Origin of the sequence: Devosia sp. 2618 (genome assembly GCF_040546815.1) — a bacterium.
GTDB lineage: Bacteria > Pseudomonadota > Alphaproteobacteria > Rhizobiales > Devosiaceae > Devosia.
This window is the reverse complement of record NZ_JBEPOO010000001.1, coordinates 3811306-3837525: the sequence shown is the minus strand read 5'-3', so window position 1 is coordinate 3837525 and position 26220 is coordinate 3811306. Positions and strand designations below refer to the sequence as shown.

Here is a 26220-nt window from a genome sequence, read left to right as displayed (position 1 = left end):
TCGATGGCCGCGCCGACCTGCTGGATCGGCGTTGCGGCCCGCGCCCATGTGATGGTTGGGCAGGCGGACGGCTTTGTCATGTTCGCCCATGGCAAGCATTCAGCGGTCAAGCAACTGCGGCCCGGCGACTGGTTCGCCTATTACTCACCAACCGAAACGCTGGGCGGCAAGGACGCGGTGCGCCGCTTCACCGCCATCGGCACCGTGGCCGATAGCCCGCCCGAACCCAATGCCATGATGGGCGCCACCGAGGCCTGGATGCGCAAGGCGCATTACCTGCCCTCGCAGGAGGCCGATATCTACCTGCTGTTGCCGCAGTTCGATTTCGTCACGGACGCGGCCCATTGGGGCATGTATTTCCGCAAGTCGCTGTTCAAGGTAACGGCAGCCGACTTTTCCCGTATCGCCGATGCCATGGATGTCGGCAGCCAATTTAATCTCGGAGACTAGCAATGACCGGTACCCTGATCCTCGTGCGCCACGGCGAAAGCGAGTGGAACCTCAAGAACCTCTTTACCGGCTGGCGCAATCCGGACCTGACCGAAAAGGGCATTGGCGAAGCCCGTGCCACCGGCAAGGCGCTCAAGGCCAAGGGCATCGTTCCCGATCTCTATTACACCTCGTCGCTCCGCCGCGCCCAGCACACGCTCGACCTGATGCTCGAAGAGATGGGCATTCTCAACGTCACCATCACCCGCAATATCGCGCTCAACGAACGCGACTATGGCGACCTGTCGGGCCTGAACAAGGACGACGCGCGCGAGAAGTGGGGCGAAGAGCAGGTGCTGATCTGGCGCCGCTCGTTCGACGTTCCCCCTCCCGGCGGCGAAAGCCTCAAGGACACCGCAGCCCGCACCCTGCCCTATTACCAGGCCGAGATCGTGCCGCTGCTCAAGGACGGCAAGACCGTGTTGATCGCCGCCCACGGCAATTCCCTGCGCGCGCTGGTCATGGCCATTGAAGGCCTGACCCCCGACGAAATCCTCAAGCGCGAAATCGGCACCGGACAGCCAACCATCTACAACATTGGCGCCGACGGTCAGCTCGAAGCGCGTATCGAACTCTGATCCTCAGCCGGTCCCAACAGGATCGGCTTTTCGTCCCTTGGCTCGACATAGAGTTTGAGGACCATGGTGCGGATCACCGCAAAAATGGGTGTCGCCAGCGCGACGCCCATCAGCCCGAACAGGCTCCCCAATACCGCCATCACACTCAGCGACCAGGCCGGTGACAGCTTGATGATGCGCTGCTGCAGCATGGGCGTCAGGATATAGCCTTCAAGGTTCTGGATCAGGAACAACCCGATCGCGCCGATCAGCAGCACTTGCGTGTCCTGTGCGGCCAGCGTCAGCAGCACCGGCACAGCCGAAAAGATCGGCCCCAGAAACGGAATGAAGTTCAGCGCGCCGGCGAGCAGCGCCAGCACGAACGCATTGGGCACGCCCAGCGCCCAGAGTAGCAGCCCGACCAGCGAGCCGATCAGCACCATCATGGCCAGCTGCGTCACCATCCAGCCGCGCAAAGCTTCGCCCGAAGCGCCGAGCGCATTGAGAATGCGGGGCCGCTGCGCGGTGGGGATCAGCAGAAGGAAGCCATCGCGATAGCCAACCGGGTTGATGGCAAAGAACAGCCCGAGGAAGACGATGATCACCACATCGCCGATCACGCCAATCGTGCTGCCAAAGATCGAGCCCGCTTGATTGAGCAGGCCACCGGGGTCGGGCAGCATATTGCGCAGCATGGCTTCGAAGTCGCTGCGATTGACCTCGTTGACCAGCTCCATGTCGACAAGCTGATTGTAAAGCCGCGTCGCCTCGCTGACGAGGACCCGCCACAGATCCTGGAGACTCCGCCACAGCCCGAAACCGCCAAACGACAGCGCGACGCCGATGGCGATCAAAATGGCAAAACTGACAAGGGTCAGCAGCACCGGGCGCGGCGCGGGCAAGATGCGCCCCAATGCCCGCACGGCAGAGTCGAGCACGCAGGCAATCAGGATGCCGGCAAAGATCACCAAAAGGATGTGCGACAGGTGCCAGGCGAGGATCAGCGCCGCGACAAGAAAAATCCCGATGATGATCGACCGCGTAGTAACCGGCATGGACGCCCCCAGTGTTTCCTGGGTGACTAAGCCACGCCCGAGGTGATTGTTCCACCCCGCGCGGCGGATTCACGTGAAACTTCGAGACGTGCCAAAGGCAAAATCGCTCCAGTGGAGCGATTTTAGTCGCGAAGGCCATGAGAGCTACGCTCGAATGGCATGAGGACATATGCCGTGCGAGTTGGAACGGTGAGGCACCATCTCCCCCACGCACCGGACCAGTCCCCTCTCCCCTGAGGGGAGAGGGCCAGGGTGAGGGGTTCAGTGCTCGTCCACCCACTCTGCCCCCGCCAACCCCCGAACCCCTCACCCGCTGCTACGCAGCCCCCTCTCCCCTCAGGGGCGAGGTGAAGAAGCCCCCCCTCAATGCGCCGCCGAAATCACCCCGGCTTCCCAGCCCAATATCGCCCGCTTGCGTGGCACGCCCCAGTGGTATCCGGTCAATGCGCCAGTGCTGCCGACCACGCGATGACACGGCACCACGAATGAAATCGGGTTCTTGCCCACCGCCGCGCCCACGGCCCGCGAGGCTGTCGGCCGGCCGATATGGTTGGCGACGCTTTGATAGGTCGTCGCCTGCCCGACCGGAATCTTGAGCAGCGTCTCCCAGACCTTGACCTCAAAGTCGGTCCCGATCAGCACCACCCGCACCGGCCGGTCTGCCGACCAGCGCGCCGGATCGAACGCCTCGGCGATCATCGGGGCGACGCGGGCGTCGTCTCGCCTGAACCGGGCATTGGGCCAGCGATTGGCCAGGTCTTCGAAGGCCTGCTCAACGCTGGTCTGGTCATCGGCAAAGCCTAGACCCGACATGCCATATTCGGTGGCCGTCACCACGGCGGTGCCGAACGGCGATGGCGCGGTGCCCCAGAACATGTCGAGCCCTTCGCCGCCGGCGCGGAACACGCCGGGGGGCATGGCTTCATAGGTCACGAACAGATCGTGCAGCCGCGAGGTTGAGCTCAGGCCTACCTCATAGGTGGTGTCGAGCACGCTCTCCTTGCTCCGCAGCAGCGACTTGGCATGGTCGAGCGCCACCGCTTGCGCAAAGCTTTTGGGGCTGAGGCCACACCAGCGGCGGAACAGATCGGTCAGCTGGCGCTCGTTCATGCCGAGCGCGCGCGAAAAGGCGGGCAGGTCCGCGACATCGGGGCCGTTCTCGGATAGATAGCGAATGGCGGCCTGGATGGTTTCGTAATCGGTCGCGGGGGTCATGGCGGTCATCTGGTTCATGGGTCACCCATTGCGTTATGGATGACTATGTAGGGCGTGTGACTGGGGCAAGCGACCCGGTTTTGACCGTGCTCAGGCGGCCTGCCGCGCCTTGCGCAGGGCGGTGCCGAAGGCCTTGGCAAAGCTCGAGCGATCCTCGGGCTTGAGGAAGCCGCCGATTTCCATGTCTTCCTTGCCGGCGCGCAAATGCATGGCGGTGGCCTGCTCGTTCTCGTTGCGCCGCAGCACCAGCCGTACCGCCTTTGGATCGAACCGCCGCAGCGTCCGCGCGCCCTTGGCATCGATCGAAGCGATTTCGAGCTGATCCGCCCACAGCGTTACATGCTGGGTGAGCCGCTGCAGCCGCGACTGCCGCACCGACAGCATGGTCAGGCTCGCCGTCCCGACAATGAAGGCCACCGCAATCGGCAGCAGTGTGTCGGGCACGACGATGGCAAACGGCATGGCGACGATCGCTGCCAGCGTCAGCGTGATCCAGCCGCCAGCAAGGCGCGGCGATCGGTCAGGCTTCAGCGCTGCGGAAAACAATGGGATCGTGGTTGTGGCTTGCATCGGCATGGCAAAACTCTCAGACACTGACTATAGGCGCAGAATCGGGGATGAGAGAATGGCCACTGTGAAAAAAGTGAAGGCCCTGACCAGGCCCGCCATCGACGCCATTTTCGACCGCTTCCACGAAATCGAACCCGAGCCCAAGGGCGAACTCGACTACGTCAACGCCTTTACCCTGCTGGTGGCGGTGGTGCTGTCGGCCCAGGCCACCGACGTCGGCGTCAACAAGGCGACCAAGGAACTGTTCCGCCTCGCCTCAACGCCCCAGGCCATGGTGGCGCTGGGCGTCGAGCGCATCACTGAATTGGTCAAGACCATCGGGCTCTATCGCGGCAAGGCCAAGAACGTCTTTACGCTCAGCCAGATGCTGATCGACCTGCATGGCGGCGAAGTTCCCGATAATCGCGAGGCGCTTGAGGCCCTGCCCGGCGTCGGCCGCAAGACCGCCAATGTGGTGCTCAATATCTGGTTCAAGCAGCCAGCCATCGCAGTGGACACCCATCTGTTTCGCGTCGGCAACCGCACCGGCATGGCCATCGGCAAGACCCCGCTCGAGGTCGAGCTCAAGCTGACCAAGGTCGTGCCCCAGAAATATATGCTGCACGCGCATCACTGGCTGATCCTGCACGGTCGCTATGTCTGCAAGGCCCGCAAGCCCGAATGCTGGCGCTGCGAGATCGCCCAATGGTGCAATTTCGAGCCCAAAAGCCCGCCGCCGAACAAGCCGCTGGCCAAGCATGTTTAAGTTTTTGCGGGGATACCCCCACCTAACCTCCCCCTGACAGGGGGAGGAATAGATCGCGCTAATAGATCGCTCCACTCACCCGACCTCGTCCTTCGACAGGCTCAGGATGAGGTCTCAGGGCGCTCCCCAAACTCGATCGACCTCCTCCCCCTTTTCAGGGGGAGGCCGGGTGGGGGTATTCTTCCTTCACCACGCCTCTAGCTGCCATACCCCCGCGCCATCATCGCCGCAAAGATCGGCACGAACAGCAACACCCCCGCCTGCAAATGCACATAGCGGCGATTGGCCTTGATCTCGCCGACCGGCACGACATAGCCCGCGTCGCCCTGCCCCGCCTTGATCCAGCGCCGGAACGCGATAGTGGGTGGAATGCTCAACAGGCCCACGATCAGAATGGCCACCATCTTGCCCCAGAAGGCATGGTTGCCGACGTAGTATTGCCAGCCGGCCGATCCATAGATCACGCGCAGCACACCAACGACGATCACTGCTCCGGCGGCAATCCCATAGGCCGTGTCGATCCTGCCAAGCTGCCGAACAAGTCCGAGACTGATCCCGGGCCGCAGCAGCGCGAATTCGGCGGCGAACAGGCCCACCAATGTAAACACTGTAAGATGGTGCCCAATGGCCAAAAGCAGGTCGATATCCATTTGCGAGCCCTCCGAACGATATGTTATCGTCGTTCACATATATTGAATCAGAAGTAATCGATGTCAACATCCATTCCAAACGCCCCCTATCACCATGGCGATCTGCGCCGTGCCCTGCTCGAAGCCGCCTTGCTGATCCTGGAGCGCGATGGTGAAGAGGGCCTCGGCCTGCGCGACCTGGCTCGTGCCGTCGGCGTCTCGCCCGCTGCGCCATACCGTCATTTCGATAGCCGCGCCGCCTTGCTCGAAGCGCTCGCCGTCACCGGTTTTCAGCGCTTCACCAAGGCTATGGAAGAGGTCGCCACCAGCGGCGCGCAGGACATGCTGGCCATGATGGGCAAAACCTATGTGCTGTTCGCGCTCGATAATCCCGGCCTGTTCCGGCTGATGTTTTCGCCGCAACTGCGTCGCGACAATCGTCCCGGCCTGCGCATGGCTGCCGATGCGGCCTTTGGCACACTGCGCCATGTCAGCGGTGGCGACGTCAAAACCGGTCGCGTTACGGCGCTGGCGGCCTGGGCGCGGGTGCATGGCCTGGCGGTTTTGCTGCTCGATGGGCAGATTGCGCTACAGGCCGGCGAGGACATTCAGGCCCTGATCACCGAGATCATCGACAAGCGTTAGGTTGCGAAGGTCGGCGCCTTCCTCTAAACCGGCCCACGGCCTTCCTCATGCCGGACCCTGTACATGACCCAGACCCGTTTTGACGTTCTCACCATCGGCAACGCCATTGTCGACATCATCGCGCCGGTCGAAAAAGGCTTCCTCGAAGCCGAGGGCATGAAAGAGGGCATCATGCACCTGATCGATACCGATCGGGCCGAAGACCTCTATTCCAAGATGCCGCTGGGTCGGCAGCAGATTTCGGGCGGCAGCGCTGCCAATACCGCCGCGGGCGTCGCCGCTCTGGGTGGCCGCGCCGCCTTCATCGGCAAGGTGGCCGACGATCCGCTGGGCGATGTGTTTGAAAGCGATCTCGACGCCACCGGCGTGCATTACAATACCAGCCGCCTCAAGGGCGGCGCGCTGACCGGCCGCTGCATGATCTTCGTTTCCGACGATGGCGAGCGGACCATGAACACCTATCTCGGCGCCTGCCACGAGCTGACCGAGCGCGATATCGATCCCGACGAAATCGGCAGCGCCGCCATCACCTATATGGAAGGCTTTTTGTGGGACCCGGTCGAAGCCAAGAAGGCTTTCGTGCTGGCCGCCCACTATGCCCACAAGAACGAGCGCGCCGCCGCCCTCACCCTCAGCGATCCGTTCTGCGTCGATCGCTTCCGCGCCGAATTCCTCGACCTCATCCGCTCCAAGACCATCGACTATGTTTTTGCCAATGTTCATGAGCTGAAGTCGCTGTATCAGACCGACGATCTGGGCGAAGCCGTCCGTGAAATCGCCAAGGACACTGAACTGGCCGCCATCACCATGGGCGCCGACGGCGCCATGGCGATCTATAATGGCGAAGTGACCTCGGTTCCGGCCTTCCCCATCGACAAGGTGATCGACGCCACCGGCGCCGGCGATCTGTTCGCCTCGGGCTTCCTGCTCGGCATGGCCCGCGGCCAGACGCTGGAATCAGCGCTCAAGACCGGGTGCCTCGCCGCCAATGAAGTCATCTCCCACATCGGCGCCCGCCCCCAGCTCGACCTGACCAAACTGGTCCAGCAGCATGGGCTGGTTGGCAACTAGATCCCGCCACGCCCTCGTGGTTCGAGGCTCGTGAAGAACGCGCACCTCACCATAAGGCTGTTGAATCACCGACCATCAGTAGCCCTCATGGTGAGGCGGGAGCGCAGCGACCCTCGAACCACGAGGGCGTACCACGAGACATCCCCGGCCAGCCGGCCAAGTTCCTCCCCCTATCAGGGGGAGGCTAGGTGGGGGGTATCCCCTTAACCCAAGACTCTCTTGGCCTGCACCAGCGCTTCACCCGAAGCCCCCGTCGGCACAAATTCCAGCCCGACAAACCCGCCATAGCCCTGCGCCACGAGCCAGTCGAGGCTTGCCTTGAGCGGCAGTTCACCACTTCCCGGCTCATTGCGCCCGAGATGGTCGGCCACATGGATATGGGCAATCCGGTCGACCCGGCCTGCCAGGACCGTTGCCGTGTCCTCGCCCATCACCATCGAATGGTAGAGATCGTAAAGCAGCGCGATTTCCGGCCGGTCCACCGCGTCGACAATATCGAGCCCCTCGACCGTGCTGTGAAGGTAATAGCCCTTGTGGTCGATCAGCGTATTGAGCGGCTCAAGCGCCAGGCGCACGCCCGAGCCCTTGAGCACATCGGCTGATCGCGCCATGGCCTCGACCAGCGCGTCATGCTGCTGCGCCCGCTCGATACCGGCGAGTTCAGGCCCGGCCTGTGCGATCATCACCGTGGTGCCCAGCCGCTGCGCTACCGCAAGGCTTTGCGCCAACCCGTCGAGAAACCGGTCATGCTCACTGGTGCGGGTCAGTTCGGCAAACGGTTCGGCGACGATGCCGGCCAGCGGCAACCCCGTCTCGCCCAGCGCGTCTTCGATGGCGTTGAGGTCCTTGTTGGACCACAACCAGAACTCCACCGCATCCATGCCGCTGGCCTTGGCCAGACGGATGCGTTCTGCCACATCGGCCGTTTCCGGCACGAACAGCATGTCGATGCAGGCCGAATAGCGCATCAGGCGAGCCGTGTGCCGGTATTCATTTCGGCGAGAATGGCTCTCGCTGCCGCAGCCGGATCGGCCGCTTCAATGATCGGCCGTGCCACGACCAGATGGCTGGCCCCGGCGGCCAGCGCTTCGGCCGGACCCATAACGCGCTTCTGGTCGCCCTTGGCGCTGCCAGCCGGGCGAATACCGGGGGTGACGATCGCCATCTTGTTGCCCACGATGGTGCGCACCATTTCGGCCTCATGCGGCGACGCCACGATGCCGCCAATGCCCGCATCGCGCCCCTGCTGCGCCCGCAAGGCAACTAGACCCGCCGCGTCGCGCTCGTAACCGGCTTCCTTGACGTCGGCGTCGTCCATCGAGGTCAGCACCGTCACGCCCAGCACGGTCAGCCCGCTGCCCGCCGCAGCCTTGGCCGCAGCGCGCATGGTCTTGGGATAGGCGTGCACGGTCAGCATGGTCGCGCCGGTTTCGGCAAAGGCGGCAACGCCCTTTTCGACCGTGTTGTCGATGTCGAGCAGCTTGAGGTCGAAGAACACCTTCTTGCCGGCAGCGATCAGCGCCTTGCCCAGCGCATAGCCGTCGGCGCCGTAAAAGCACTGGTAGCCGATCTTGTAAAAATCGACGCTATCGCCGAGCAGCGCGACGATTTCTTCGGCACGGGCGCGTGACGAAACGTCCAGCCCCACAATTAATTGGCCAGCCATTGGTGCTTCCTCTGATGTCAATATCGGCTTGGGACTAGACCAAAACTGTCCGCGCCGCAACCGGGCCTAGCCAAACCACCCCGGCTGAAAATCCTCCATGGCGGTCCATTCGCAACCCAGCTTCATCGCCTTCAGATCAAAGGAAAAGCAGTTGCCGCCGCCCCGATCGCCATGCCGGCTCTGATCTTCGTCCCGCGAAATGGGCCGCCCCGCCACATGGCATTTGAGCAGCGTGCCCACCGCGCCATGCCCACAAAACACGGCCGCCGCGCCCTTGGGGACACTGGCCAAAGCCGTCTGCACAGTGCCCACGATGCGGTGCTGCGCATCAATGGCGCGCTCCCACCCATCAACGCTGACCTCAGGCTCGGCGAAAAACCGGTCCGCCGTTTCCTCAAACAGTGCCGGTGGCAAAAAGCCGGTGGCGCTGCGGTCGTTCTCGGCCATCAGGTGGTCGGTCAACACCAGCGCGCCAATGCTGGCCGCCACAATATCGGCCAGTTGCATCGCCTTGGTTTCGCGGCTCGAAAAGATCATCGCGCCGCGCGGCACGATATCGCGCGCCGCAAAATCGAGCGCCCGCTGCCGCCCGATATCGGACAGCCCCCACAGCGGCACCGGCACATTGGCGTCGATCCGGACCTGCGGATGGGTCACATAAAGCGCGCGCATGGCTCAACCCCTGCTGAAATGGGTGAGTTCATGCACCATCTGATCGACCTTGCTCTTGATCGCCGGTTCGACGAAATCGCCGTTCTCGTCAAAAGCCTGGTCGGCCGGTCCAATGCCCAATAGCGTCGGTACCAGCAGCACGCCCGCCTTGCTCAGCGTGTCGCGCAAATGGCTGAGCGAAAAGATGGTGCCATATTTGCCCGAGCTCACCCCGCCAATGCCAAACACGGCACGCTTGAACGGGCTCGGCCGCTGCCGGCTGATCCAGGCGATCGTGTTGACCAGAAGCGGCGGCACGCCGCCATTATATTCCGGGCTGGAAATGAAGACGATATCATGGCTGCGCCACAGCTCTGCCAGCTTCACCGCTGCCTCGGGCACATGGTCGGGCTCCAGATCCTCATTAAAGATCGGCATCTCGAAATCGCCGAGGTCGATGGCGTTGACCGTCACTCCCGCCGCTTCGAGCTTGCGCCCCATGTGATGCTGCAGCATCCGGTTATACGAACCCTTGCGGATGGAGCCGGAGAGCGTCAAGGCGGTGGGCATGAAGTGCGGTCCTCGTTTGACCAGACTGTGCCCGCGCGGATTGAACCCTGCAAGGGGTTGCTTGACAGCAATCGCGGCGCGGAATTAGCTCGGTGGACCACCTGCTTGGTTCAACGGGAGCGTGCCATGGCTGCTAATATTTTCGTCAATCTGCCGGTCGCCGACCTCGAATCGTCAAAGGCTTTCTTTGGCAAGCTGGGCTATAGCTTCAACGCGCAGTTCACCGATGAGACGGCCACCTGCATGGTGGTCAGTGACACCATCTTTTTCATGCTGCTGACCCATCCCAAGTTCAGCCAGTTCACCCCGCTGCCGATTGGCGACGCCAAACTATCGACCCAGGCGCTCTACGCCATGTCGCGCGACAGCAAGGCCGAGGTTGACACGACGCTGGCCACCGCCCTCGCCGCCGGCGGCACCGAGCCGCGCCCGGTCGAAGACCACGGCTTCATGTATTCCCGCGCCTTCGCCGACCCGGACGGCCATATCTTTGAAATCTTCTGGATGGACCCAAGCGTCATCGAGCCCACCGAATAGCGGCTACTTGCGCTTGAACCAGCCCCGGACCATCCGCTCCAGCCGTTCCCGGCGATACTGATAGTAATACTGGTTGGTCATCAAATGCCGATACGTCCGCTTGAACGCGACGTCCGACATGGCCAGCCACGGCTTTTTGCCGGTCGAATAATGCAGGATATGTGGATTGAACGCTTCATGCGCGATGATCGGATTCTGCAGGTTCCAGCGCACGTCGAGTTCGAGGAACCGCCCGCGGAAGCAGAAATTGATGATGTCCTGATCGTAGTAGAACCGTTCGATCTCGGCCTGCGTCAGGTTCTGCGTCAACGTGCTGACGAAATCCATCTGTCGATACTGATTGAGATCGATCAGCATGATCCCGGCATTGAAATACGGGTCAGCCAGCGACAGCGTTGGCTTTTCGGTCAGATCGCGGCCCGCAACGGAATGGAGGCGATCGGGCTGCTGCACCGCAGCAATAGCAAAGCCTTCCATATCCATGCCAAACAGCGGATCGAGCCGCGCCCGCACAAAGATATCGCAATCCAGAAACAGCACGCGGTCGATGCTGGCGTCGAGCAGATCACCCAGGAACAGTCGGGCATAAACAATCGGGTTCAGCCGCTTGTCATTGACCTTGGGAAAGCTGGCAACGCGGTCGCGCAGAATGCCGAGCTTGTCGAGATCGGTAAATTTCAACTGCGCGCCGTATTCAGTGCCGATGCTTTCAATCGCCTTGAGATGATCGTCCCTGAGCGTCGTGTGGATCACATGAAAGCGAATGCCCGCCGGGTTGGGCGAGGTCAGGCAGATCGAGCGCATTGTCGCATAAGCGGGCGCCCAGAAATTGTCGTCAAAGGTCAGCGCGATCTCGAGCAGACCCGACGGCGACGAATATGGATGAGCCGCAGCCCGGGCTGCGACCGTCACGCCTCAAACATCTTCTTGAGTTTGGAGAAGAAGCCGTCGGAGGTGGGGCTGTTTTCTTCGGTTTCGAGCTTGGCGAACTCTTCGAGCAGTTCGCGCTGCTTGCGGCTGAGGGCCTGTGGCGTCTCGATATCGAGCTGCACGTAGAGATCGCCGACATCCTTGCTTCGGAGCACCGGCATGCCCTTGCCCTTGAGGCGCACGCGCTGGCCCGGCTGGGTGCCTGCCGCAACCTTGACCTTGGCCCGCGCTGCATCAAGCGTTGGCACTTCGAACTCGCCGCCAAGCGCTGCCGTGGTCATGGCAATCGGCACGCGGGCATAAAGATCGGCGCCGTCGCGCTGGAACAGGTCATGCGGCCGGATCGAGATGAAAATATAAAGATCGCCCGGAGGGCCACCGCGCAGGCCCGCTTCCCCCTCATTGGCGAGGCGAATGCGCGTGCCATCCTCGATACCCTTTGGAATATCGACCGATAGCGTGCGGTTTTCCTGACGACGGCCCTGGCCGGCGCAATCGGTGCACGGCTGGTCCATCATCTGGCCACGACCCTGGCAGACCGGGCAGGTGCGCTCGATGGTGAAAAAGCCCTGTGCCGCGCGCACCTTGCCATGGCCATTGCACTGGCGGCAGGTATGGGTGCCGGTGCCCGGCTTGGCGCCCGAGCCATCGCAGGTGGTGCAACCGACCAGTGTCGGCACGTCGATCTCGACGGTGCGGCCTTCAAAGCTTTCTTCGAGGCTGATCTCAAGATTATAGCGCAGATCGGCGCCACGCAGCTTGGCCGCGCCGCCGCCGCCACCACCGCGACGGCCACCGCCGCCCATGAAGTCGCCAAAAATGTCTTCGAAAATGTCGGACATCGACGAGTTGAAATCATTACCGAAGCCGCCGGCCGGCCCACGGCCACCGCCATTTTCAAAGGCGGCGTGGCCAAACCGGTCATAGGCGGCGCGCTTCTGGCCGTCCTTGAGGGTGTCGTAGGCCTCGTTGATTTCCTTGAATTTGGATTCGGCTTCGCTGTTGCCAGGGTTGCGGTCCGGGTGATGCTGCATCGCGAGCTTGCGATAAGCGCTCTTGAGAGCGGCGTCGTCAGCGCCCTTCTGAACGCCGAGCACCTCGTAAAAATCCCGTTTGGACAAAAACCCAATCTCCATGCGCCGCAGGTCGCGTCATGCGCGCCCCGCCAAAAACCTAAGCTCTAGATGGCAATCGACCCCACCACCCGCAAGGGGTCTGGGGTCGTGAAGCTACAAAACCACTGGCCCGCTCATAGCAAGAGTGGGCAAGGGCTTCAACATTGCTGATCAAATGCCTAGACGCGGCGTGCCGGAACGAACGCCTTGTTGAGCGCATCGGCAGCGTCGCCCTGCGCAAACAGCGCCTTGGTCACCACCATGCCCAGCCCGAAAAAGCCCTGCGTCACGCCTTCATAGGTCCAGCAGGTGACGTCGACACCAGCTCGCTCAAGCGCTTCGGCCAGTGCCTCGCCCTCGCTGCGCAGCGGATCGATGCCGGCCAGAATAATAGTCGCCGGGGCAATACCCGCCAGATCATCGCGCGATACCAGATCAATGCGCGGATCGTGGATTTCGCTTTCCTCGCTCAGCAGATGCCGAAAGCGCCAGCGCATGGCGGGCAGACCAACCGGCCGCGCACGCAGCGTTTGACCATAGGAGGCGGTGGTGAGATCGCCACCGGCAATTGGATGGATCAGCAATTGATGGATGGGGCGCGTGCTGCGGGCCACACGCGCCGAGATCGCGACATGCGCCGCAAGGTTCGCTCCAGCATCTTCACCGGCCACCGCGATGCGACGCGGATCGCCACCCAGCTCGCGCGCCTGTTCGGTCAGCCAGCGCCAGGCCGCCCAGGCATCGTCATGAGCGGCGGGAAATTTGTGCTCGGGTGCCAGCCGATAGGCGACCGACACCACGATGGCCCCGGTGCGCCGCGCAATGGCGCGCGCCGATGCATCGTGGCTATCGAGGTCGCCGGTGACAAAGCCACCGCCGTGAAAATACAGCACCATTGGATTGAGGCGCGTCAGCAGGCCCGACGGGCGATAGAGCCGCGCCGCCAGATTATCCTCGGCGCCGGGCACCATGCGGTCCTCGGTCTGCACCCCATCGTCCGGCCGCTCGCGCTGCTGCTGACCCAGAATGGCGGTGATAGCTTCAGCGGCACGCGGCTGCCGGCGCGCGACATGGGGCGGAATGTTTTCGAGCGGCCGTGCACCCAGATCGCGCAAACGGTCCAGCACCAGCTTCATGTCAGTGTCGATCCGGCTCATGGCATCGCCGCCGATCAATTCGGCCAGACGGCCGATGGAATCTGATTGGGCAGCATTGATCGGGGAGTGGAAATTGGAATCGGCCATGGTCGCCTCGCGATGTCGTGAACATCTTAGAGCGCTTCAAACCAGCCGGCAGTTTGACCCAATCATGGGCTTTTCTGGGCGGAACGGGTCCCGCCAAAAAATACGGCCCCGGATTACTCCAGGGCCAAATAAGGATTCACGTGAAACTTCGAGCTGTTCCCGAAGGGATAAATCGCTCCAGTGGAGCGATTTGAAGCGAGAAGGCCATGAGAGCTACGCTCGAATGGCACGAAGGTGGACAAGGCCATGAGACCCGTGACACCTGCACCCGGCACCCCAAAAACAGCAAACGCCCCCTCAGCGTCCCCTGCCCTTAAGCGTCGGCGGCCACTTCCGTATCGCCAATCGTCACGCCGCGCTCCATCAGCTTCTTGCGGGCAGCGTTGACCACGTCGACGGTGAAATCGTCTTCGTTGTTCATCACGATGGCTTCGCCGGTCAGGTCGGCGCGGTTATGCGCGACCAGCTTGTCAAAGCCGTCGGTGAAGTCTTCGGCCATCATCTGGTCGGACAGCACGCGCACGGCGCCGAGGCGCTTGTACTTGGCGCGAACGCTGGTGAGCTTGGTGGAACGGCCATTGTCGGCAGTGCGGAATTCTTCAGCGGCAACGAGGCCGGTGATGAAGGCGCGCTCGACGGGTTCCTTGAAGGCATTGCCAGCCAGTGTGGCAATGCGGATCTGGCAGCCGAAAGCCAGGTCGTCGTAGCCCAGGCGCACGGCATTGGCCATGAGCTTGCGCAGTTTATCGGGGTCGGTGAAGGATTGGGGGTCTGGAATGTTCATTCGCTACCCTAAGCCATCCGCGCGCATTTAGCTAATCGCAAACGCGCAACACGCGAAACGTCGTTAAGTCAAGGCGATGACGCGGCCGCGCGGCATATGGCGGATCGTCACGCTCGGGCTTGACCCGAGGGTAACGGCTGGCGGTACCCGAAGGGCGCTGCCACCCACCACGTCATTCCGTCGAGGCGTCACCGTCGCCCTAACAAAAAAGGGCCCGGCTTGGCGCCGGACCCCTTCGATGCACTGCCTGAAAAGCTTAGGCCTGCTTCTTGTCGTCTTCGTCTTTGACTTCTTCGAAGTCGGCGTCGACGACATCGTCTTCGTCCTCATCGTCGGCCGTACCATTGGCCTTGGCTTCGGCTTCCGCCTGGCTGGCCTTGTACATGGCCTCGCCCAGCTTCATCGATGCCTGGGCCAGCGCCTCGGTCTTTTCCTTGATCACTTCGCCGTCGTCGCCATCGATCACGCCGCGCAGGTCAGCAACGGCAGCTTCGATCTCGGTTTTGACTTCGGGACCAACCTTGTCGCCATATTCCTTGAGCGACTTCTCGGTCGAGTGGATCAGGCTTTCGCCCTGGTTCTTGGCTTCGACAGCTTCGCGCTTCTTCTTGTCGGCGTCAGCGTTCTGCTCGGCTTCCTTGACCATCTTTTCGATGTCGGCGTCGGAAAGACCACCCGAAGCCTGGATGCGGATCTGCTGCTCCTTGCCGGTGCCCTTGTCCTTGGCCGAAACCTGCACGATGCCGTTGGCATCGATGTCGAAGGTCACTTCGATCTGTGGCACGCCGCGTGGTGCGGATGGGATGCCGGCGAGGTCGAAATTGCCCAGCAGCTTGTTGTTGGCGGCCATTTCGCGTTCGCCCTGGAACACGCGGATGGTCACTGCCGACTGGTTGTCTTCGGCGGTGGAGAAGGTCTGGCTCTTCTTGGTCGGAATGGTCGTGTTGCGATCGATCAGACGGGTGAACACGCCACCCAGCGTTTCGATGCCGAGCGACAGCGGGGTCACGTCGAGCAGCAGCACGTCCTTGACGTCGCCCTGCAGCACGCCGGCCTGAATGGCGGCGCCCAGTGCCACGACTTCGTCAGGGTTCACGCCCTTGTGGGGTTCCTTGCCAAACAGCTGCTTGACCAGTTCCTGCACCTTGGGCATGCGGCTCATGCCACCGACCAGCACGACTTCGTCGATCTGGGCAGCAGTGACGCCAGCGTCCTTGAGGGCCTGCTTGCAAGGGTCCAGCGTGCGCTGGATCAGGTCATCAACTAGCGACTCCAACTTGGAGCGGCTGAGCTTGAGCGTCAGGTGCTTTGGGCCGGAAGCGTCGGCGGTGATGAAAGGCAGGTTGATTTCGGTCTGCGTCTGGCTCGAAAGTTCGATCTTGGCCTTTTCGGCAGCTTCCTTGAGGCGCTGCAGAGCCAGCTTGTCGGTGCGCAGGTCAATGCCCTGCTCTTTCTTGAACTCGTCGGCCAGGTAGTCGACCAGGCGCATGTCAAAGTCTTCGCCGCCCAGGAACGTGTCGCCGTTCGTGGACTTCACTTCAAACACGCCGTCGCCGATTTCCAGAATCGACACGTCGAAGGTGCCGCCGCCAAGGTCATAGACCGCAATGGTGCCGGTGTTCTTCTTGTCGAGGCCGTATGCGAGTGCCGCTGCGGTTGGCTCGTTGATGATGCGCAGCACTTCAAGGCCGGCAATCTTGCCTGCGTCCTTGGTGGCCTGGCGCTGGCTGTCGTTGAAGTAGGCGGGAACGGTGATGACGGCCTGCGTGACGGTCTCGCCGAGATAGCTCTCAGCGGTTTCCTTCATCTTCTGCAGGATCATGGCCGAGACCTGGCTCGGCGAATACTTGTCGCCCGATGCTTCAACCCATGCGTCGCCATTGTCGGCGGGCACGATCTTGAACGGCACCAGGTTCTTGTCCTTGGCCACGACCTTGTCGTCGTAACGACGGCCGATCAGGCGCTTGACGGCAAAAAGGGTGTTTTCTGGGTTGGTCACAGCCTGGCGCTTGGCCGGCTGACCAACGAGACGTTCGCCATCCTTGGAAAAGGCGACCATCGATGGGGTGGTGCGCGCCCCTTCCGCGTTTTCGATAACCTTAGGATTGGAGCCGTCCATCACTGCAACGCAGCTATTGGTGGTGCCCAGGTCGATACCGATAACTTTAGCCATTTAAATGTAGCCTCTCTTTCAGCAAACCCGTGCTGGAGCCCTTCACAAAGGAAGCAGCTCCTTGGCCTTTACAAGGCCGGGTTCCTTGCAACTGGAATGCGCCCATTCAAGGGCTTGGAGGCTATATAGGGGGGGCGCCGAAAGGCTTCAAGCGCTTCGCTAGGAGATTTGCCAGTAGCGTGAGAGGCCAGATTGTGCCCGGCCTCGCGCTTATTGGGGCTAGTCGGTCAGCGTGTAGCTGCCCAGCTCGCAGATATCGACTTCATAGACTTCGAGCAGATTGCCTTCGGCGGTCTCGAATCGGAAGTCATAAAGGCACTGGTCCGAGCCATCGCCGATAAACACATTGCCCTGTTCGCCCGGCTCAAGCGTGCCGACATCACCCAGGAGGTCTTCGCCCCAGGCGTCGTGATTGCTGGGGTTGGTGTAGAAGTAATGCAGCGAGTGCGAGCTCGAATTGATCAGCGTGAATTCAACGTCCTGCGCAAATGTCGGCAGCGCGCCGCCCAGCAGCGCCAGAGCGACTAGGCCGCCCTTCAAAAAACTGTTCATGGATAGTCCCCCAATCCACCCGGCGACCGGCCGGGGCCAGCCTCTATAACAGGCGGGCATAATTTCTCAAATATCCCCAGCCGGGCCAGTCAAAGCGCCTGATTCGGGGGGATGTGGTCGACCTAGTAGATCAGGTCCAGCCCGCCGCTATTGCAGGCATCATAGCTTTCGTTGAACACCGCTTCGTTGCCGGAAAAACCGACCTGAATCCGGGTTATGCAAACGCCATCGGGCAGCGTGATGGTCATTGAGCGTTCGCCATTGGACGGCACGCGTTTGAAATTGTTGACCTTGCCATTCTGGACAAAGATCGAATTGACATCATCATCGGTCTTGTTGGTGACAACGAAATCATATTCGGCGGCGGTGCTGGCACCGGCCAGAACAACAACCAGCGCCGTGGCGCGAAGGACATGCTGCAGCATGGATCATCTCTTTGTGCGGTGAGACAGAACGAATGCCTGCGATTTACCACGGCCCCATCGCGCCGCCTCGATCAGAAACGTACCGGATTTTGCGCCCGTTCAAACCGGGTTTGCCCGGTGACGACCCGCGCAAAACCTTCTAGAACAACGCCATGTTTGCTCCCGGCACAGTGCTGCTTCACGACACGCTCGCTCCCAATGGCGAGAACCTGCTGTTTACCAGCCCGCACGCGGTGCTGATTGCCCATGATGCGACAGGGGTCCGGGAAGCACTTTCCCAGCTAGAAGCGGCGCAGGCCAAGGGCCTCCATGCCGCCGGTTTTCTGGCCTATGAGCTGGGCTTTGTCTTTGAAGAACGCCTCACTCATCTCCTGCCCGAAGGCGCGCCTCTGCTCTGGCTCGGCCTGTACGACGCGCCCGAACGGCTGACCGCCGCCGAAGTCGATGCCCGCCTCGCCGCCATCGTCGGCACCAAGACCGGCGCCGCCATCAACATCGTGCCGCGTCAAAACGAGACCAGCTACGGCGCGGCCTTCGATACGGTCAAATCGCTGATCGCGTCGGGCGATACCTATCAGGTCAACCTCACCTTCAAGGCCGACTTCCAGTTGGACGGCGATCCGGTCGCGCTCTATCGCGATCTCGTGCGCAAGCAGCCGGTCTCCTATGGAGCGCTGATCAATACCGGCACCCACTGGATCCTGTCCCGCTCACCCGAACTGTTCGTCTCGGCTCGCGGCACGACCCTCAACGCCAGGCCGATGAAGGGCACGCTCAAGCGCGGCCGCACCATCGCCGAGGACGACGCCGGGCGCGCCGAGCTGGCCGCCGACGCCAAGAACCGCGCCGAAAACCTGATGATCGTCGATCTCTTGCGCAACGATCTCGGCCGCATCGCGGAGATCGGCTCGGTCAAGGTCACCGACCTTTTCACCGTCGAAACCTATCGCACGCTTCACACCATGACCTCGGGCATTACCGCTCAGCGCCGCCCCGGCGTCAGCACCACCCAGCTGCTGGAAAACCTCTTCCCCTGCGGCTCGATCACCGGCGCGCCCAAACTGCGCGCCATGGAAATCATCCATCAGGTCGAAGCCGGGCCGCGCGGCGTCTATACCGGCTCGATCGGCCACTTCGCCCCCAATGGCGATCTGACGCTGAACGTCGCCATCCGCACCGCCGTCATCGACCAGCACGGCAAAGGCGAAATCGGCATTGGCGGCGGCATCGTCGCCGATAGTGTTGCAGACGACGAATATCGCGAGGCCCTGCTCAAAATGGCATTTTTTACCGAACCCGCCCGCGACGTCACCCTGATCGAAACTCTGCTCTGGGAGCGCGACAAGGGTTTTTGGCTGCTCGAGCGCCACATGGAGCGGCTGTCCCAATCGGCCCGCTATTTCGGGTTTCGGTTCGACATGGCCGAAATCATCGCTTTGCTCGAAGACGGCACCACGACATTCCCGGCTGACCGGATGCGCGTCCGGTTGACGCTGAACGAAACCGGCGCAGCGCTGACCTTTGTGCCCCTGCCCGCCAATCCTCCGGTGTTTCGTTTCTCCATCGCCCCCGAGCGGCTTGATTCGCAAAGCCTGTGGCTGGCGCATAAAACCACCAACCGCGCCTTTTACGACGAGCCGCGCCAGCGCGCCCATGCCGCGTTGGGCGTCGACGAAGTGCTGTTCCTCAATGAGCGCGATGAGTTGACTGAAGGCTCGATCACCAATCTCTTTGTTGAGCGCAATGCCACGCTGCTCACCCCGCCGCTCTCGGCCGGTCTCCTGCCCGGGACGCTGCGTGCCGAACTCATCGCCTCCGGTCGCGCCGTCGAACAGCGATTGACCCTTGCGGACCTTGAGACGGCGGACGCAATCTGGCTCGGCAATTCCGTGCGCGGCCTGATGCAAGCCGAGTGGACTAGAACAGGAGACGACCAATGACCCGAAAAATCACCCCGCAGGACGTGCTGGTCGTCGTCGATGTGCAAAACGATTTTCTGCCCGGCGGCAGCCTCGCGGTGGCCGGTGGCGACGACATCGTGCCGCTGATCAATACGCTGGCAAAACACTTCACCAATGTCGTCTTCACCCAGGACTGGCACCCGGCCGATCACATTTCCTTTGCCAGCCAGCACGACGGCAAAAACGCCTTCGAGACCATTGAACTGCCCTATGGCACCCAAGTCCTGTGGCCCGACCATTGCGTCTGGAACAGCCACGGCGCAGCGCTCTCGGCCGATCTCGACATTCCCCACGGCCAGCTGATCATCCGCAAGGGCTATACGCGCCAGATCGACAGCTATTCCGGTTTCCAGGAAGCCGACCGCGAAACCCTGACGGGGCTCGCCGGTTATCTCAACGAACGCGATGTCGGCCGACTATACATCGTCGGCCTCGCCACCGACTTCTGCGTCGGCTGGACCGCCATCGACGGCGCCGCCGCCGGGTTTGACGTGACCGTCATCGAAGACGCGACGCGCGCGATCGACAATGCCGGGAGCCTGGCAAAGGCGTGGGCTGACATGGCGGAGGCTGGGGTGGAACGGGTGATGAGCAAGGATATTTTGGGGTAGGCGAACTCTTCTGATCACCTCTCCCCTGAGGGGAGAGGTCGGCGCGCAGCGCCGGGTGAGGGGTTCAGACCAAGTTGAAGCACTGTGCTTCCGCCAACCTCTGAACCCCTCACCCCGACCCTCTCCCCTCAGGGGAGAGGGGACGACTGCGAGTGCCTGCCCACAAACAAAAATCCCCGCTTGCGCGGGGATTCACGTGAAACTTTGAGGCGGCGGCCTTGCCGCAAAATCTGTCCGGTGGACAGATTTTAGCCGAGAAGACCATGAGAGCTACGCTCGAATGGCACGGGCGGCCATCACCCCAAACCTCAAACGCTCTTATCAATCGCCTCGTCAGCCGGCGCGTGGCTTGGGCCGCCCTTGGCGACGCCGACCATGGCGGGGCGCAGGATGCGGTCGCCGATGGCAAAACCGGCCTGAACCACCTGCACGACCGTACCTTCGGGACGGCTGGGATCGGGCACTTCAAACATCGCCTGATGCTTGTGCGGGTCAAACTTCTGGCCCTCGGCTTCGATCGGCGTCACGCCATGCTTGGCCAGGAGGCGCTGCATTTCGCGTTCGGTCATTTCGATGCCTTCGATAAGGCTCTTGGTGGTCGCATCGCCATGCTCACGCGCTTCGGCTGGCAGCACCATCAGGGCGCGGCTCAGCGCATCGGTGGCGCTCAGCATGTCGCGGGCAAAACCGGCAATGGCATAGCTGCGCGTATCGGCGACATCGCGCTCGGTGCGCTTGCGCAGGTTTTCCATCTCGGCATGAGTGCGCAGCACCCGGTCCTTGAGTTCCGCATTCTCGGCGCGCAATGCCTCGGTCGGATCGATTTCGACTTCGGTCGGGATTTCGACTTCGGGCGTCTCGCCGGAGGCGGCGTTGTCGTCGCTCATCATTGTTCTGTTCCGCAATGGATAACTGGTTTGGTCCGCATATCGGCCAAACTGGCCGTCTTTTCAAGTGATAGAGCAGCCACCGTGGTCCTTGGACGCAGCGCCTGTTGAGCAAGGTCCCGAAACGCGCCCGTTAATTCCGCTTTCGCGCCATCATCGCGCTGATCACATTGGCGGTATAGTCCACCACCGGCACGATGCGCGCATAGTTGAGCCGCGTCGGCCCGATCACCCCAAGCACCCCCACCACCTTGTCATTGGCATCCTTGTACGGCGACAGGATGACCGACGATCCCGACAGCGAAAACAGCTTGTTTTCCGAGCCGATAAAGATGCGCACGCCCTGCGCCTTTTCAGCGTCGCCAAGCAGGTCGAGCAAGCCGTCCTTGCTCTCGAGCTCGTCAAACAGTTGCCGCATGCGCAACAGTTCGTCACTCGCCATCGCATCATTGATCAGGTTTGCCCGCCCGCGCACGATCACTGTCGGCTGGCTCGCCGCCGAGGGTTGGCCCAGCGTCGCGATCCCGGCATCCACCAGCCGCTGCGTCAGCTCGTCCAGTTCGGCGCGCTGCTCGTTGCGCTGCTCGGACAAGGCCTTGCGCGCCTCGGGAATGGTCCGCCCTACCACATAGCGCGCCAGATAATTGCCGGCCTGGGTCAGGGTCGAGGCGGTCAGCCCCGCCGGAATATCCATGATTCGGTTTTCCACCTGCCCGTCCTGCCCGACCAGAATGGCCATGGCGCGGGTGGCATCGAGCCGCACAAATTCGATATGGCGCAGCACCATGTCGGCCTTGGTGGCGATCACCACCCCTGCCCCCTGGCTCAGCCCGCTCAGCAAAGTGCTGGCTTCGGTCAGCACATCTTCCACCTGCCCGCGATGCTGGCCCTCGATGGATTTGGCGATCTGGCTGCGCTCGGTTTCGTTGACCGCACCCACTTCGAGCATGGCGTCGACGAAAAACCGCAACCCGTCCTGCGTTGGGGCGCGGCCTGCAGAAGTATGCGGCGCTGCGATCAGTCCAAGATCTTCAAGATCGGCCATCACATTGCGCACGGAAGCGGGCGACAGGCCCACTTGCAGCATACGGCTCAGGTCGCGCGAACCCACCGGCTGACCTGTCTCCAGATACCGCTCAACGATCTTGCGAAATATGTCCTGGCTGCGTGCATTGAGCACGCTGAGGAAATCTTCTGGAGGCTTGCTCATTCGATTTCGATAAAATCCTCCGCTTTAACCCTCATGCCTCATTTAAGCGCATTGCAGCTTCCCGCCAAGCGCCCGCCGCTTGTGACCGAGGGCTAGGAGGGTTAAGAGGCGGTTAATAGCAATTTCTTGACGGATCCCTGATGCGCCCTTCCGGACGTGAGCCCAACCAGATGCGGGCGGTTACAATCGAGCGCAATGTCGCCCAGAAGGCCGAGGGCTCGTGCCTCGTCTCCTTCGGCAACACCAAGGTGCTCGTCACCGCTTCGGTTGAAACCAGCCTGCCGGGCTGGCTGCGCGGCAAGGGCCAGGGCTGGGTCACCGCCGAATATGGCATGCTGCCCCGCGCCACCGGTTCGCGCACCCGTCGCGAAGCCGCCGCCGGCAAGCAGTCCGGCCGCACCCAGGAAATCCAGCGCCTCATCGGCCGTTCGCTGCGCGCGGTGGTCGATATGCAGCTGCTGGGCGAAAACCAGATCACCATCGACTGCGACGTTCTCGAAGCCGATGGCGGCACCCGCACCGCTTCGATCACCGGCGCCTATGTGGCGCTAGCCGATGCCATCAAGTGGATGGACGAGCGCAAGCTGACCAAGGGCAAGGCCCTGCGTGATTCGGTGGCTGCAGTCTCCTGCGGCATCTATCGCGGCGCCCCCGTGCTCGATCTCGATTACCTCGAAGACGTCGAAGCCCATACCGATGCCAATTTCGTGATGACCGGCTCCGGCAAGTTCGTCGAAATCCAGGGCACTGCCGAACAGGTCCCCTTCTCGCGCGACGAACTCAACGCGCTGATGGAGCTGGCCGAACAGGGCATTGGCGAGCTGACTCTGATGCAGTTGGCGGCTTTGGAAGCATGATGTTTTTTGCCCGCAAGAAGCCCCCCTCATCCGTCTCGGCTGCGCCGAGCCACCTTCTCCCACGCGGGGAGAAGGGTAGTTCCGCGTTTCTGGCACTATTCCGTCGCACCACCGCTTCCCCTTCTCCCCTCGTGGGAGAAGGCGCCCGAAGGGCGGATGAGGGGGCCTTGCCTTCCGCAAACTGCGCCCTCTGGCACGATGTGGTCCGCGCGCTCGATGCCAAGCCCCGGAGCGCCAGCAAGTGAGCATTGCAAAACTCCGCCGCGGCGATCGTCTCGTGCTGGCCACCCACAATGCCGGCAAGCTCAAGGAATTTCAGGAACTGTTCTCCCCCTTCGGCCTTGAGCTTGTCTCGGCCGGCGAACTTGGCCTGCCCGAGCCGGAAGAAACCGGCACCACCTTTGCCGAAAACGCCCGGCTGAAGGCCCACGCCGCTGCCAGCGCCGCCAATATGCTGGCGCTCAGCGATGATTCGGGTCTTTGCGTCGATGCGCTCAATGGCGATCCCGGCGTCTATACCGCCGACTGGGCTGGCGTGCCGCGCGATTTCAATGTCGCCATGCAGCGCGTCGAGGATGCTCTTCAAGCTGCCGGCGCCACCGCGCCCGAACAGCGCAAGGGCTCGTTCAACGCCACGCTTTGCCTCGCTCATCCCGATGGTCGCGATGTGATTTATCACGGCCAGTGCTTTGGCACTCTGGTCTGGCCGCCGCGCGGTACGCAGGGTCATGGCTATGATCCGATGTTCATGCCCGATGGCTACGAGCTGACCTTTGGCCAGATGTCGCCAGAAATGAAGCATAGCTGGGCCCCCGGCCAGCAGGGGCTGAGCCACCGCGCCCGCTCCTTCGCCAAATTCGTGGAGAATCAGATTGAGCAATAGCCCGAACGACATGTTCGGCGTTTACGTGCATTGGCCGTTTTGCGCGTCCAAGTGCCCCTATTGCGATTTCAATTCGCACGTCCATCGCGGCCCGTTCGACGAGATCGACTATGTGGCCGCCTATGAGCGTGAGATCGCCTATACCGCGTCGCTGACGCCCGGCCGTGTCGTGCAGTCGATTTTCTTTGGCGGGGGCACGCCCTCGATGATGAACCCGCAATCGACGGGCCGCATCATCGACGCCATTGCCAAGCATTGGACCATCGGCCGCAATGCCGAGATCACACTCGAAGCCAATCCGACCAGCGTCGAAGTCGACCGTTTCCGGGGCTATCGCTCCGCCGGCGTCAATCGCGTCTCGCTGGGCGTCCAATCGCTGCGCGAAGGGCCTCTGGCCGAGCTCGGCCGTCGTCACTCTGTCGATGAGGCCATCGCGGCCGTGCGCATCGCGCAGTCGGTGTTTGATCGCTCCAGCTTTGACCTGATCTATGGCCGTCCCAAGCAGACGCTCGAAGATTGGGAAGACGAGCTCAAGGAAGGCCTCTGGCTCGCCCAGGGCCATATCAGCCTCTATATGCTGACCATCGAGCAGGGCACGCGCTATTTCGACCTGCACCGGGCCGGCAAGCTCAAGATGCCCAATGAGGATCTGGCGGCCGATTTCTATGAGATGACCGCCGAACTCACCGCTGCCGCGGGCCTGCCCGCCTACGAGATTTCCAACCATGCCCGTCCGGGCCAGGAAAGCTCGCACAACATGCTCTACTGGCGGTATGGCGAATATGCCGGCATCGGTCCGGGCGCCCATGGTCGTCTGATGATCAACAATCAGCGCCACGCCACAGCCGCCGAAAAAATGCCCTTCGATTGGCAGAAAAACGTCGTCTCCAAGGGCCACGGCATGGTCGTCGACGATATTCTGACTTGGGAAGAACAGGGCGACGAGTTCCTCGTCATGGGCCTGCGTCTCAAGGAAGGCATTTCCCCGGCCCGCTTCACCGCGATCTCCGGCCGCCAGATTTCCCGCACCCAGATCGACACCCTCAAAGGCTACGGCTTCGTCGAAACCCTCCCCAACGGCAATCTGCGGGTGACCGACAAGGGCTTTCCGGTGCTGGACGCCGTGGTCGCGGACCTGGCTGCCTGATCTGCTGACGCAGAACGCAGACCGGCTTCTATCCAATGGCATAGACAGCCGGTCTATATCGCGGAACGGTCCGCAATATCGGCGTTCCCGATTTTGCGAGGTTTCAGTTGCGCTCACGCAAATAGAAATAAAGCGGTAGCGCTAGCGATAGCCCGACAAAGAAACTTGCCGGCAGAACCAGCCACCAGCGCGCCACATCGTGCTTTGCGGCATCGCGCCATGACCATAGCCAAAATACGGCAATCGAAATCAGCACATCTGCCGAGAAGCCACCGGCTGCCCCGTTCACGAACAGGGATTGCAAAAAGAGCGGAATATCGGGCCCATTCTGGGAGAAGAAGGAGCCAAAAAACAGCCAGGGAACGACCGTTCCAAGCACGGCAGCCGCTAAATAGAGATTCCTGACGCTCATGCGCACCTTCCTCTGCAACGGCAACCATCACCGAAGCGGTGCTCATGTGCCTGATTTGGCGGAGCTTATGGCCGCGAGCAGTCATCTGGACAAGAGAGCTTTTCGCTTATGCGTGGACCGACGACGTGTCGGTTAGACCGCAGATGACGTGAAAATGAACGGCTGGCTCACCTGCAATTCAAGAGGCGCCCCTCAATCTGCCCAGGCATTCAACACAGAGGGACAATCATGAACAAGAAAGCCATCATCACCGCCGCATCAATCGCCGCAATCGCACTGGCATCCGTGGCACAGGCGCAGGCCTACAAGCTGCATTATTGGCAGGACGGTACCGTTAGCTGGATGTGCAATGACGGCATTACGGTCGGAGTTCTTGACGATGGCAGCGCGCCCTCTGACGCGGTCGTTACTGCAGCCTGCGCCGACTACGGCGGGCTCCCCGTCAGTGGGAACGGTGGCAAGGCATCAACCCGGTTGGTGACTGTCGAGAAACATGTCGGTCCAGCGCCAGGCACCGTGAAGATATTCGCCCCGGTCGCCACCAAGCGCACTGCGCCCTTGGCCCGCTGATCATCTCGGCAAGTCCGCCAATTCTGGCCCCGCACCCGCGGGGCCTTTTTGCTTGCATG

At 62.0% G+C, this 26220-nt stretch carries 30 protein-coding genes; 12 read left to right on the top strand and 18 right to left on the bottom strand.

Annotated elements, in window-relative coordinates; genetic code table 11:
* Positions 1-3: 3 nt before the first annotated feature.
* Both ABIE28_RS18925 and ABIE28_RS18920 read left to right on the top strand, forming a co-directional pair.
* Positions 4-450, top strand: a complete 447-nt coding sequence (locus ABIE28_RS18925) for an EVE domain-containing protein (protein ID WP_354065642.1) — start codon at positions 4-6, stop codon at positions 448-450.
* 2 nt (positions 451-452) lie between these two features.
* Positions 453-1067 (top strand): 2,3-bisphosphoglycerate-dependent phosphoglycerate mutase, encoded by a 615-nt coding sequence (locus ABIE28_RS18920; RefSeq protein ID WP_354065640.1) that lies wholly within the window; start codon positions 453-455, stop codon positions 1065-1067.
* Here the strand turns inward: ABIE28_RS18920 and ABIE28_RS18915 are convergent.
* The 3 genes from ABIE28_RS18915 to ABIE28_RS18905 form a co-directional block, all read right to left on the bottom strand.
* Entirely contained in the window at positions 1040-2101 is a 1062-nt protein-coding gene (locus ABIE28_RS18915; protein ID WP_354065639.1) for an AI-2E family transporter, read from the bottom strand. The genes ABIE28_RS18920 and ABIE28_RS18915 overlap by 28 nt on opposite strands.
* Before the next feature lie 363 nt (positions 2102-2464).
* Complete coding sequence (locus ABIE28_RS18910) at positions 2465-3334, bottom strand: methylated-DNA--[protein]-cysteine S-methyltransferase (protein WP_354065637.1); 870 nt, start codon at positions 3332-3334, stop codon at positions 2465-2467.
* A 72-nt stretch (positions 3335-3406) separates the two neighbouring features.
* Positions 3407-3892 (bottom strand): DUF2244 domain-containing protein, encoded by a 486-nt coding sequence (locus ABIE28_RS18905; protein ID WP_354065635.1) that lies wholly within the window; start codon positions 3890-3892, stop codon positions 3407-3409.
* 49 nt (positions 3893-3941) lie between these two features.
* On the opposite strand from ABIE28_RS18905, the gene nth reads away from it, so the two are divergent.
* On the top strand, positions 3942-4631 hold the full coding sequence (gene nth, locus ABIE28_RS18900) for an endonuclease III (protein WP_354065633.1): 690 nt from the start codon (positions 3942-3944) through the stop codon (positions 4629-4631).
* Between the two features lie 197 nt (positions 4632-4828).
* Here the strand turns inward: nth and ABIE28_RS18895 are convergent, their stop codons facing one another.
* Positions 4829-5281 (bottom strand): DUF2214 family protein, encoded by a 453-nt coding sequence (locus tag ABIE28_RS18895; protein WP_354065631.1) that lies wholly within the window; start codon positions 5279-5281, stop codon positions 4829-4831.
* A 60-nt stretch (positions 5282-5341) separates the two neighbouring features.
* On the opposite strand from ABIE28_RS18895, the gene ABIE28_RS18890 reads away from it, so the two are divergent.
* On the top strand, positions 5342-5905 hold the full coding sequence (locus ABIE28_RS18890) for a TetR/AcrR family transcriptional regulator (protein ID WP_354065630.1): 564 nt from the start codon (positions 5342-5344) through the stop codon (positions 5903-5905).
* Positions 5906-5968: 63 nt separating this feature from the next.
* Positions 5969-6976, top strand: a complete 1008-nt coding sequence (locus tag ABIE28_RS18885; protein ID WP_354065628.1) for an adenosine kinase — start codon at positions 5969-5971, stop codon at positions 6974-6976.
* A 203-nt stretch (positions 6977-7179) separates the two neighbouring features.
* On the opposite strand, the gene ABIE28_RS18880 is transcribed toward ABIE28_RS18885, so the two are convergent.
* From ABIE28_RS18880 to ABIE28_RS18865, 4 genes are all read right to left on the bottom strand, one after another.
* Positions 7180-7944: a TIM barrel protein gene (locus ABIE28_RS18880; RefSeq protein WP_354065626.1), complete on the bottom strand. Its 765-nt coding sequence runs from the start codon at positions 7942-7944 to the stop codon at positions 7180-7182.
* On the bottom strand, positions 7944-8642 hold the full coding sequence (gene pyrF, locus ABIE28_RS18875) for an orotidine-5'-phosphate decarboxylase (RefSeq protein WP_354065624.1): 699 nt from the start codon (positions 8640-8642) through the stop codon (positions 7944-7946). The genes ABIE28_RS18880 and pyrF overlap by 1 nt, the downstream gene beginning before the upstream one ends.
* A gap of 66 nt (positions 8643-8708) precedes the next feature.
* Positions 8709-9314 (bottom strand): histidine phosphatase family protein, encoded by a 606-nt coding sequence (locus tag ABIE28_RS18870; RefSeq protein ID WP_354065622.1) that lies wholly within the window; start codon positions 9312-9314, stop codon positions 8709-8711.
* Between the two features lie 3 nt (positions 9315-9317).
* Complete coding sequence (locus ABIE28_RS18865) at positions 9318-9863, bottom strand: NADPH-dependent FMN reductase (RefSeq protein ID WP_354065620.1); 546 nt, start codon at positions 9861-9863, stop codon at positions 9318-9320.
* A 126-nt stretch (positions 9864-9989) separates the two neighbouring features.
* Between ABIE28_RS18865 and ABIE28_RS18860 the strand changes: the two genes are divergently transcribed.
* The gene (locus ABIE28_RS18860) at positions 9990-10400 is read left to right on the top strand and encodes a VOC family protein (RefSeq protein WP_354065618.1); all 411 of its coding nucleotides are present in this window, start codon (positions 9990-9992) and stop codon (positions 10398-10400) included.
* 3 nt (positions 10401-10403) lie between these two features.
* Here the strand turns inward: ABIE28_RS18860 and ABIE28_RS18855 are convergent, their stop codons facing one another.
* From ABIE28_RS18855 to ABIE28_RS18825, 7 genes are all read right to left on the bottom strand, one after another.
* Positions 10404-11312 carry a glycosyltransferase family 8 protein gene (locus ABIE28_RS18855; RefSeq protein ID WP_354065616.1) on the bottom strand — a complete coding sequence of 303 codons (909 nt, stop codon included), beginning with the start codon at positions 11310-11312 and terminating at the stop codon, positions 10404-10406.
* Complete coding sequence (dnaJ, locus tag ABIE28_RS18850; RefSeq protein ID WP_354065614.1) at positions 11309-12451, bottom strand: molecular chaperone DnaJ; 1143 nt, start codon at positions 12449-12451, stop codon at positions 11309-11311. Before dnaJ ends, ABIE28_RS18855 begins: the two co-directional genes overlap by 4 nt.
* Before the next feature lie 173 nt (positions 12452-12624).
* Positions 12625-13689 carry an alpha/beta hydrolase gene (locus ABIE28_RS18845; protein ID WP_354065612.1) on the bottom strand — a complete coding sequence of 355 codons (1065 nt, stop codon included), beginning with the start codon at positions 13687-13689 and terminating at the stop codon, positions 12625-12627.
* 313 nt (positions 13690-14002) lie between these two features.
* On the bottom strand, positions 14003-14473 hold the full coding sequence (locus ABIE28_RS18840; RefSeq protein ID WP_354065611.1) for a hypothetical protein: 471 nt from the start codon (positions 14471-14473) through the stop codon (positions 14003-14005).
* A gap of 256 nt (positions 14474-14729) precedes the next feature.
* Complete coding sequence (gene dnaK, locus ABIE28_RS18835) at positions 14730-16646, bottom strand: molecular chaperone DnaK (protein ID WP_354065609.1); 1917 nt, start codon at positions 16644-16646, stop codon at positions 14730-14732.
* A 219-nt stretch (positions 16647-16865) separates the two neighbouring features.
* The gene (locus ABIE28_RS18830; protein ID WP_354065607.1) at positions 16866-17198 is read right to left on the bottom strand and encodes a hypothetical protein; all 333 of its coding nucleotides are present in this window, start codon (positions 17196-17198) and stop codon (positions 16866-16868) included.
* A 122-nt stretch (positions 17199-17320) separates the two neighbouring features.
* Positions 17321-17623, bottom strand: coding sequence for a hypothetical protein (locus ABIE28_RS18825; RefSeq protein ID WP_354065605.1), 303 nt, complete (start codon positions 17621-17623; stop codon positions 17321-17323).
* A gap of 152 nt (positions 17624-17775) precedes the next feature.
* Between ABIE28_RS18825 and pabB the strand changes: the two genes are divergently transcribed.
* Positions 17776-19563: an aminodeoxychorismate synthase component I gene (gene pabB, locus ABIE28_RS18820; protein ID WP_354065604.1), complete on the top strand. Its 1788-nt coding sequence runs from the start codon at positions 17776-17778 to the stop codon at positions 19561-19563.
* A complete protein-coding gene (pncA, locus tag ABIE28_RS18815) occupies positions 19560-20195 on the top strand; it encodes a bifunctional nicotinamidase/pyrazinamidase (protein ID WP_354065602.1) in 636 nt (211 codons plus the stop codon). The genes pabB and pncA overlap by 4 nt, the downstream gene beginning before the upstream one ends.
* Positions 20196-20503: 308 nt before the next feature.
* Here pncA and grpE read toward each other — a convergent pair whose 3' ends face one another.
* Positions 20504-21085: a nucleotide exchange factor GrpE gene (gene grpE / locus ABIE28_RS18810; RefSeq protein WP_502913411.1), complete on the bottom strand. Its 582-nt coding sequence runs from the start codon at positions 21083-21085 to the stop codon at positions 20504-20506.
* 130 nt (positions 21086-21215) lie between these two features.
* A complete protein-coding gene (gene hrcA / locus ABIE28_RS18805; protein ID WP_354065598.1) occupies positions 21216-22292 on the bottom strand; it encodes a heat-inducible transcriptional repressor HrcA in 1077 nt (358 codons plus the stop codon).
* A gap of 140 nt (positions 22293-22432) precedes the next feature.
* On the opposite strand from hrcA, the gene rph reads away from it, so the two are divergent.
* The 3 genes from rph to hemW all read left to right on the top strand — a co-directional run bounded on the left by rph (position 22433) and on the right by hemW (position 25179).
* A complete protein-coding gene (gene rph / locus ABIE28_RS18800; protein WP_354065597.1) occupies positions 22433-23149 on the top strand; it encodes a ribonuclease PH in 717 nt (238 codons plus the stop codon).
* 241 nt (positions 23150-23390) lie between these two features.
* Positions 23391-24032 (top strand): non-canonical purine NTP pyrophosphatase, encoded by a 642-nt coding sequence (locus ABIE28_RS18795; protein ID WP_354065595.1) that lies wholly within the window; start codon positions 23391-23393, stop codon positions 24030-24032.
* Entirely contained in the window at positions 24022-25179 is a 1158-nt protein-coding gene (gene hemW, locus ABIE28_RS18790) for a radical SAM family heme chaperone HemW (RefSeq protein WP_354065593.1), read from the top strand. Before ABIE28_RS18795 ends, hemW begins: the two co-directional genes overlap by 11 nt.
* A gap of 103 nt (positions 25180-25282) precedes the next feature.
* On the opposite strand, the gene ABIE28_RS18785 is transcribed toward hemW, so the two are convergent.
* Complete coding sequence (locus ABIE28_RS18785; protein ID WP_354065592.1) at positions 25283-25591, bottom strand: DUF2834 domain-containing protein; 309 nt, start codon at positions 25589-25591, stop codon at positions 25283-25285.
* Between the two features lie 228 nt (positions 25592-25819).
* On the opposite strand from ABIE28_RS18785, the gene ABIE28_RS18780 reads away from it, so the two are divergent.
* Positions 25820-26161, top strand: a complete 342-nt coding sequence (locus ABIE28_RS18780; protein ID WP_354065590.1) for a hypothetical protein — start codon at positions 25820-25822, stop codon at positions 26159-26161.
* The last annotated feature ends 59 nt before the right edge of the window (positions 26162-26220 follow it).

What these genes read in the sequence shown, in the direction of transcription:
- hrcA (WP_354065598.1), bottom strand. Translation starts at nt 22,292, where the DNA reads ATGAGCAAGCCTCCAGAAGATTTCCTCAGCGTGCTCAATGCACGCAGC.
- ABIE28_RS18895 (WP_354065631.1), bottom strand. Translation starts at nt 5,281, where the DNA reads ATGGATATCGACCTGCTTTTGGCCATTGGGCACCATCTTACAGTGTTT.
- ABIE28_RS18870 (WP_354065622.1), bottom strand. Translation starts at nt 9,314, where the DNA reads ATGCGCGCGCTTTATGTGACCCATCCGCAGGTCCGGATCGACGCCAAT.
- ABIE28_RS18825 (WP_354065605.1), bottom strand. Translation starts at nt 17,623, where the DNA reads ATGCTGCAGCATGTCCTTCGCGCCACGGCGCTGGTTGTTGTTCTGGCC.
- ABIE28_RS18920 (WP_354065640.1), top strand. Translation starts at nt 453, where the DNA reads ATGACCGGTACCCTGATCCTCGTGCGCCACGGCGAAAGCGAGTGGAAC.
- ABIE28_RS18865 (WP_354065620.1), bottom strand. Translation starts at nt 9,863, where the DNA reads ATGCCCACCGCCTTGACGCTCTCCGGCTCCATCCGCAAGGGTTCGTAT.
- rph (WP_354065597.1), top strand. Translation starts at nt 22,433, where the DNA reads ATGCGCCCTTCCGGACGTGAGCCCAACCAGATGCGGGCGGTTACAATC.
- ABIE28_RS18885 (WP_354065628.1), top strand. Translation starts at nt 5,969, where the DNA reads ATGACCCAGACCCGTTTTGACGTTCTCACCATCGGCAACGCCATTGTC.
- ABIE28_RS18860 (WP_354065618.1), top strand. Translation starts at nt 9,990, where the DNA reads ATGGCTGCTAATATTTTCGTCAATCTGCCGGTCGCCGACCTCGAATCG.
- grpE (WP_502913411.1), bottom strand. Translation starts at nt 21,085, where the DNA reads ATGATGAGCGACGACAACGCCGCCTCCGGCGAGACGCCCGAAGTCGAA.
- ABIE28_RS18925 (WP_354065642.1), top strand. Translation starts at nt 4, where the DNA reads ATGGCCGCGCCGACCTGCTGGATCGGCGTTGCGGCCCGCGCCCATGTG.
- ABIE28_RS18785 (WP_354065592.1), bottom strand. Translation starts at nt 25,591, where the DNA reads ATGAGCGTCAGGAATCTCTATTTAGCGGCTGCCGTGCTTGGAACGGTC.
- pncA (WP_354065602.1), top strand. Translation starts at nt 19,560, where the DNA reads ATGACCCGAAAAATCACCCCGCAGGACGTGCTGGTCGTCGTCGATGTG.
- pyrF (WP_354065624.1), bottom strand. Translation starts at nt 8,642, where the DNA reads ATGGCTGGCCAATTAATTGTGGGGCTGGACGTTTCGTCACGCGCCCGT.
- ABIE28_RS18890 (WP_354065630.1), top strand. Translation starts at nt 5,342, where the DNA reads ATGTCAACATCCATTCCAAACGCCCCCTATCACCATGGCGATCTGCGC.
- ABIE28_RS18910 (WP_354065637.1), bottom strand. Translation starts at nt 3,334, where the DNA reads ATGAACCAGATGACCGCCATGACCCCCGCGACCGATTACGAAACCATC.
- ABIE28_RS18840 (WP_354065611.1), bottom strand. Translation starts at nt 14,473, where the DNA reads ATGAACATTCCAGACCCCCAATCCTTCACCGACCCCGATAAACTGCGC.
- ABIE28_RS18845 (WP_354065612.1), bottom strand. Translation starts at nt 13,689, where the DNA reads ATGGCCGATTCCAATTTCCACTCCCCGATCAATGCTGCCCAATCAGAT.
- pabB (WP_354065604.1), top strand. Translation starts at nt 17,776, where the DNA reads ATGTTTGCTCCCGGCACAGTGCTGCTTCACGACACGCTCGCTCCCAAT.
- ABIE28_RS18880 (WP_354065626.1), bottom strand. Translation starts at nt 7,944, where the DNA reads ATGCGCTATTCGGCCTGCATCGACATGCTGTTCGTGCCGGAAACGGCC.
- ABIE28_RS18915 (WP_354065639.1), bottom strand. Translation starts at nt 2,101, where the DNA reads ATGCCGGTTACTACGCGGTCGATCATCATCGGGATTTTTCTTGTCGCG.
- ABIE28_RS18830 (WP_354065607.1), bottom strand. Translation starts at nt 17,198, where the DNA reads ATGAACAGTTTTTTGAAGGGCGGCCTAGTCGCTCTGGCGCTGCTGGGC.
- dnaK (WP_354065609.1), bottom strand. Translation starts at nt 16,646, where the DNA reads ATGGCTAAAGTTATCGGTATCGACCTGGGCACCACCAATAGCTGCGTT.
- ABIE28_RS18780 (WP_354065590.1), top strand. Translation starts at nt 25,820, where the DNA reads ATGAACAAGAAAGCCATCATCACCGCCGCATCAATCGCCGCAATCGCA.
- ABIE28_RS18905 (WP_354065635.1), bottom strand. Translation starts at nt 3,892, where the DNA reads ATGCCGATGCAAGCCACAACCACGATCCCATTGTTTTCCGCAGCGCTG.
- nth (WP_354065633.1), top strand. Translation starts at nt 3,942, where the DNA reads ATGGCCACTGTGAAAAAAGTGAAGGCCCTGACCAGGCCCGCCATCGAC.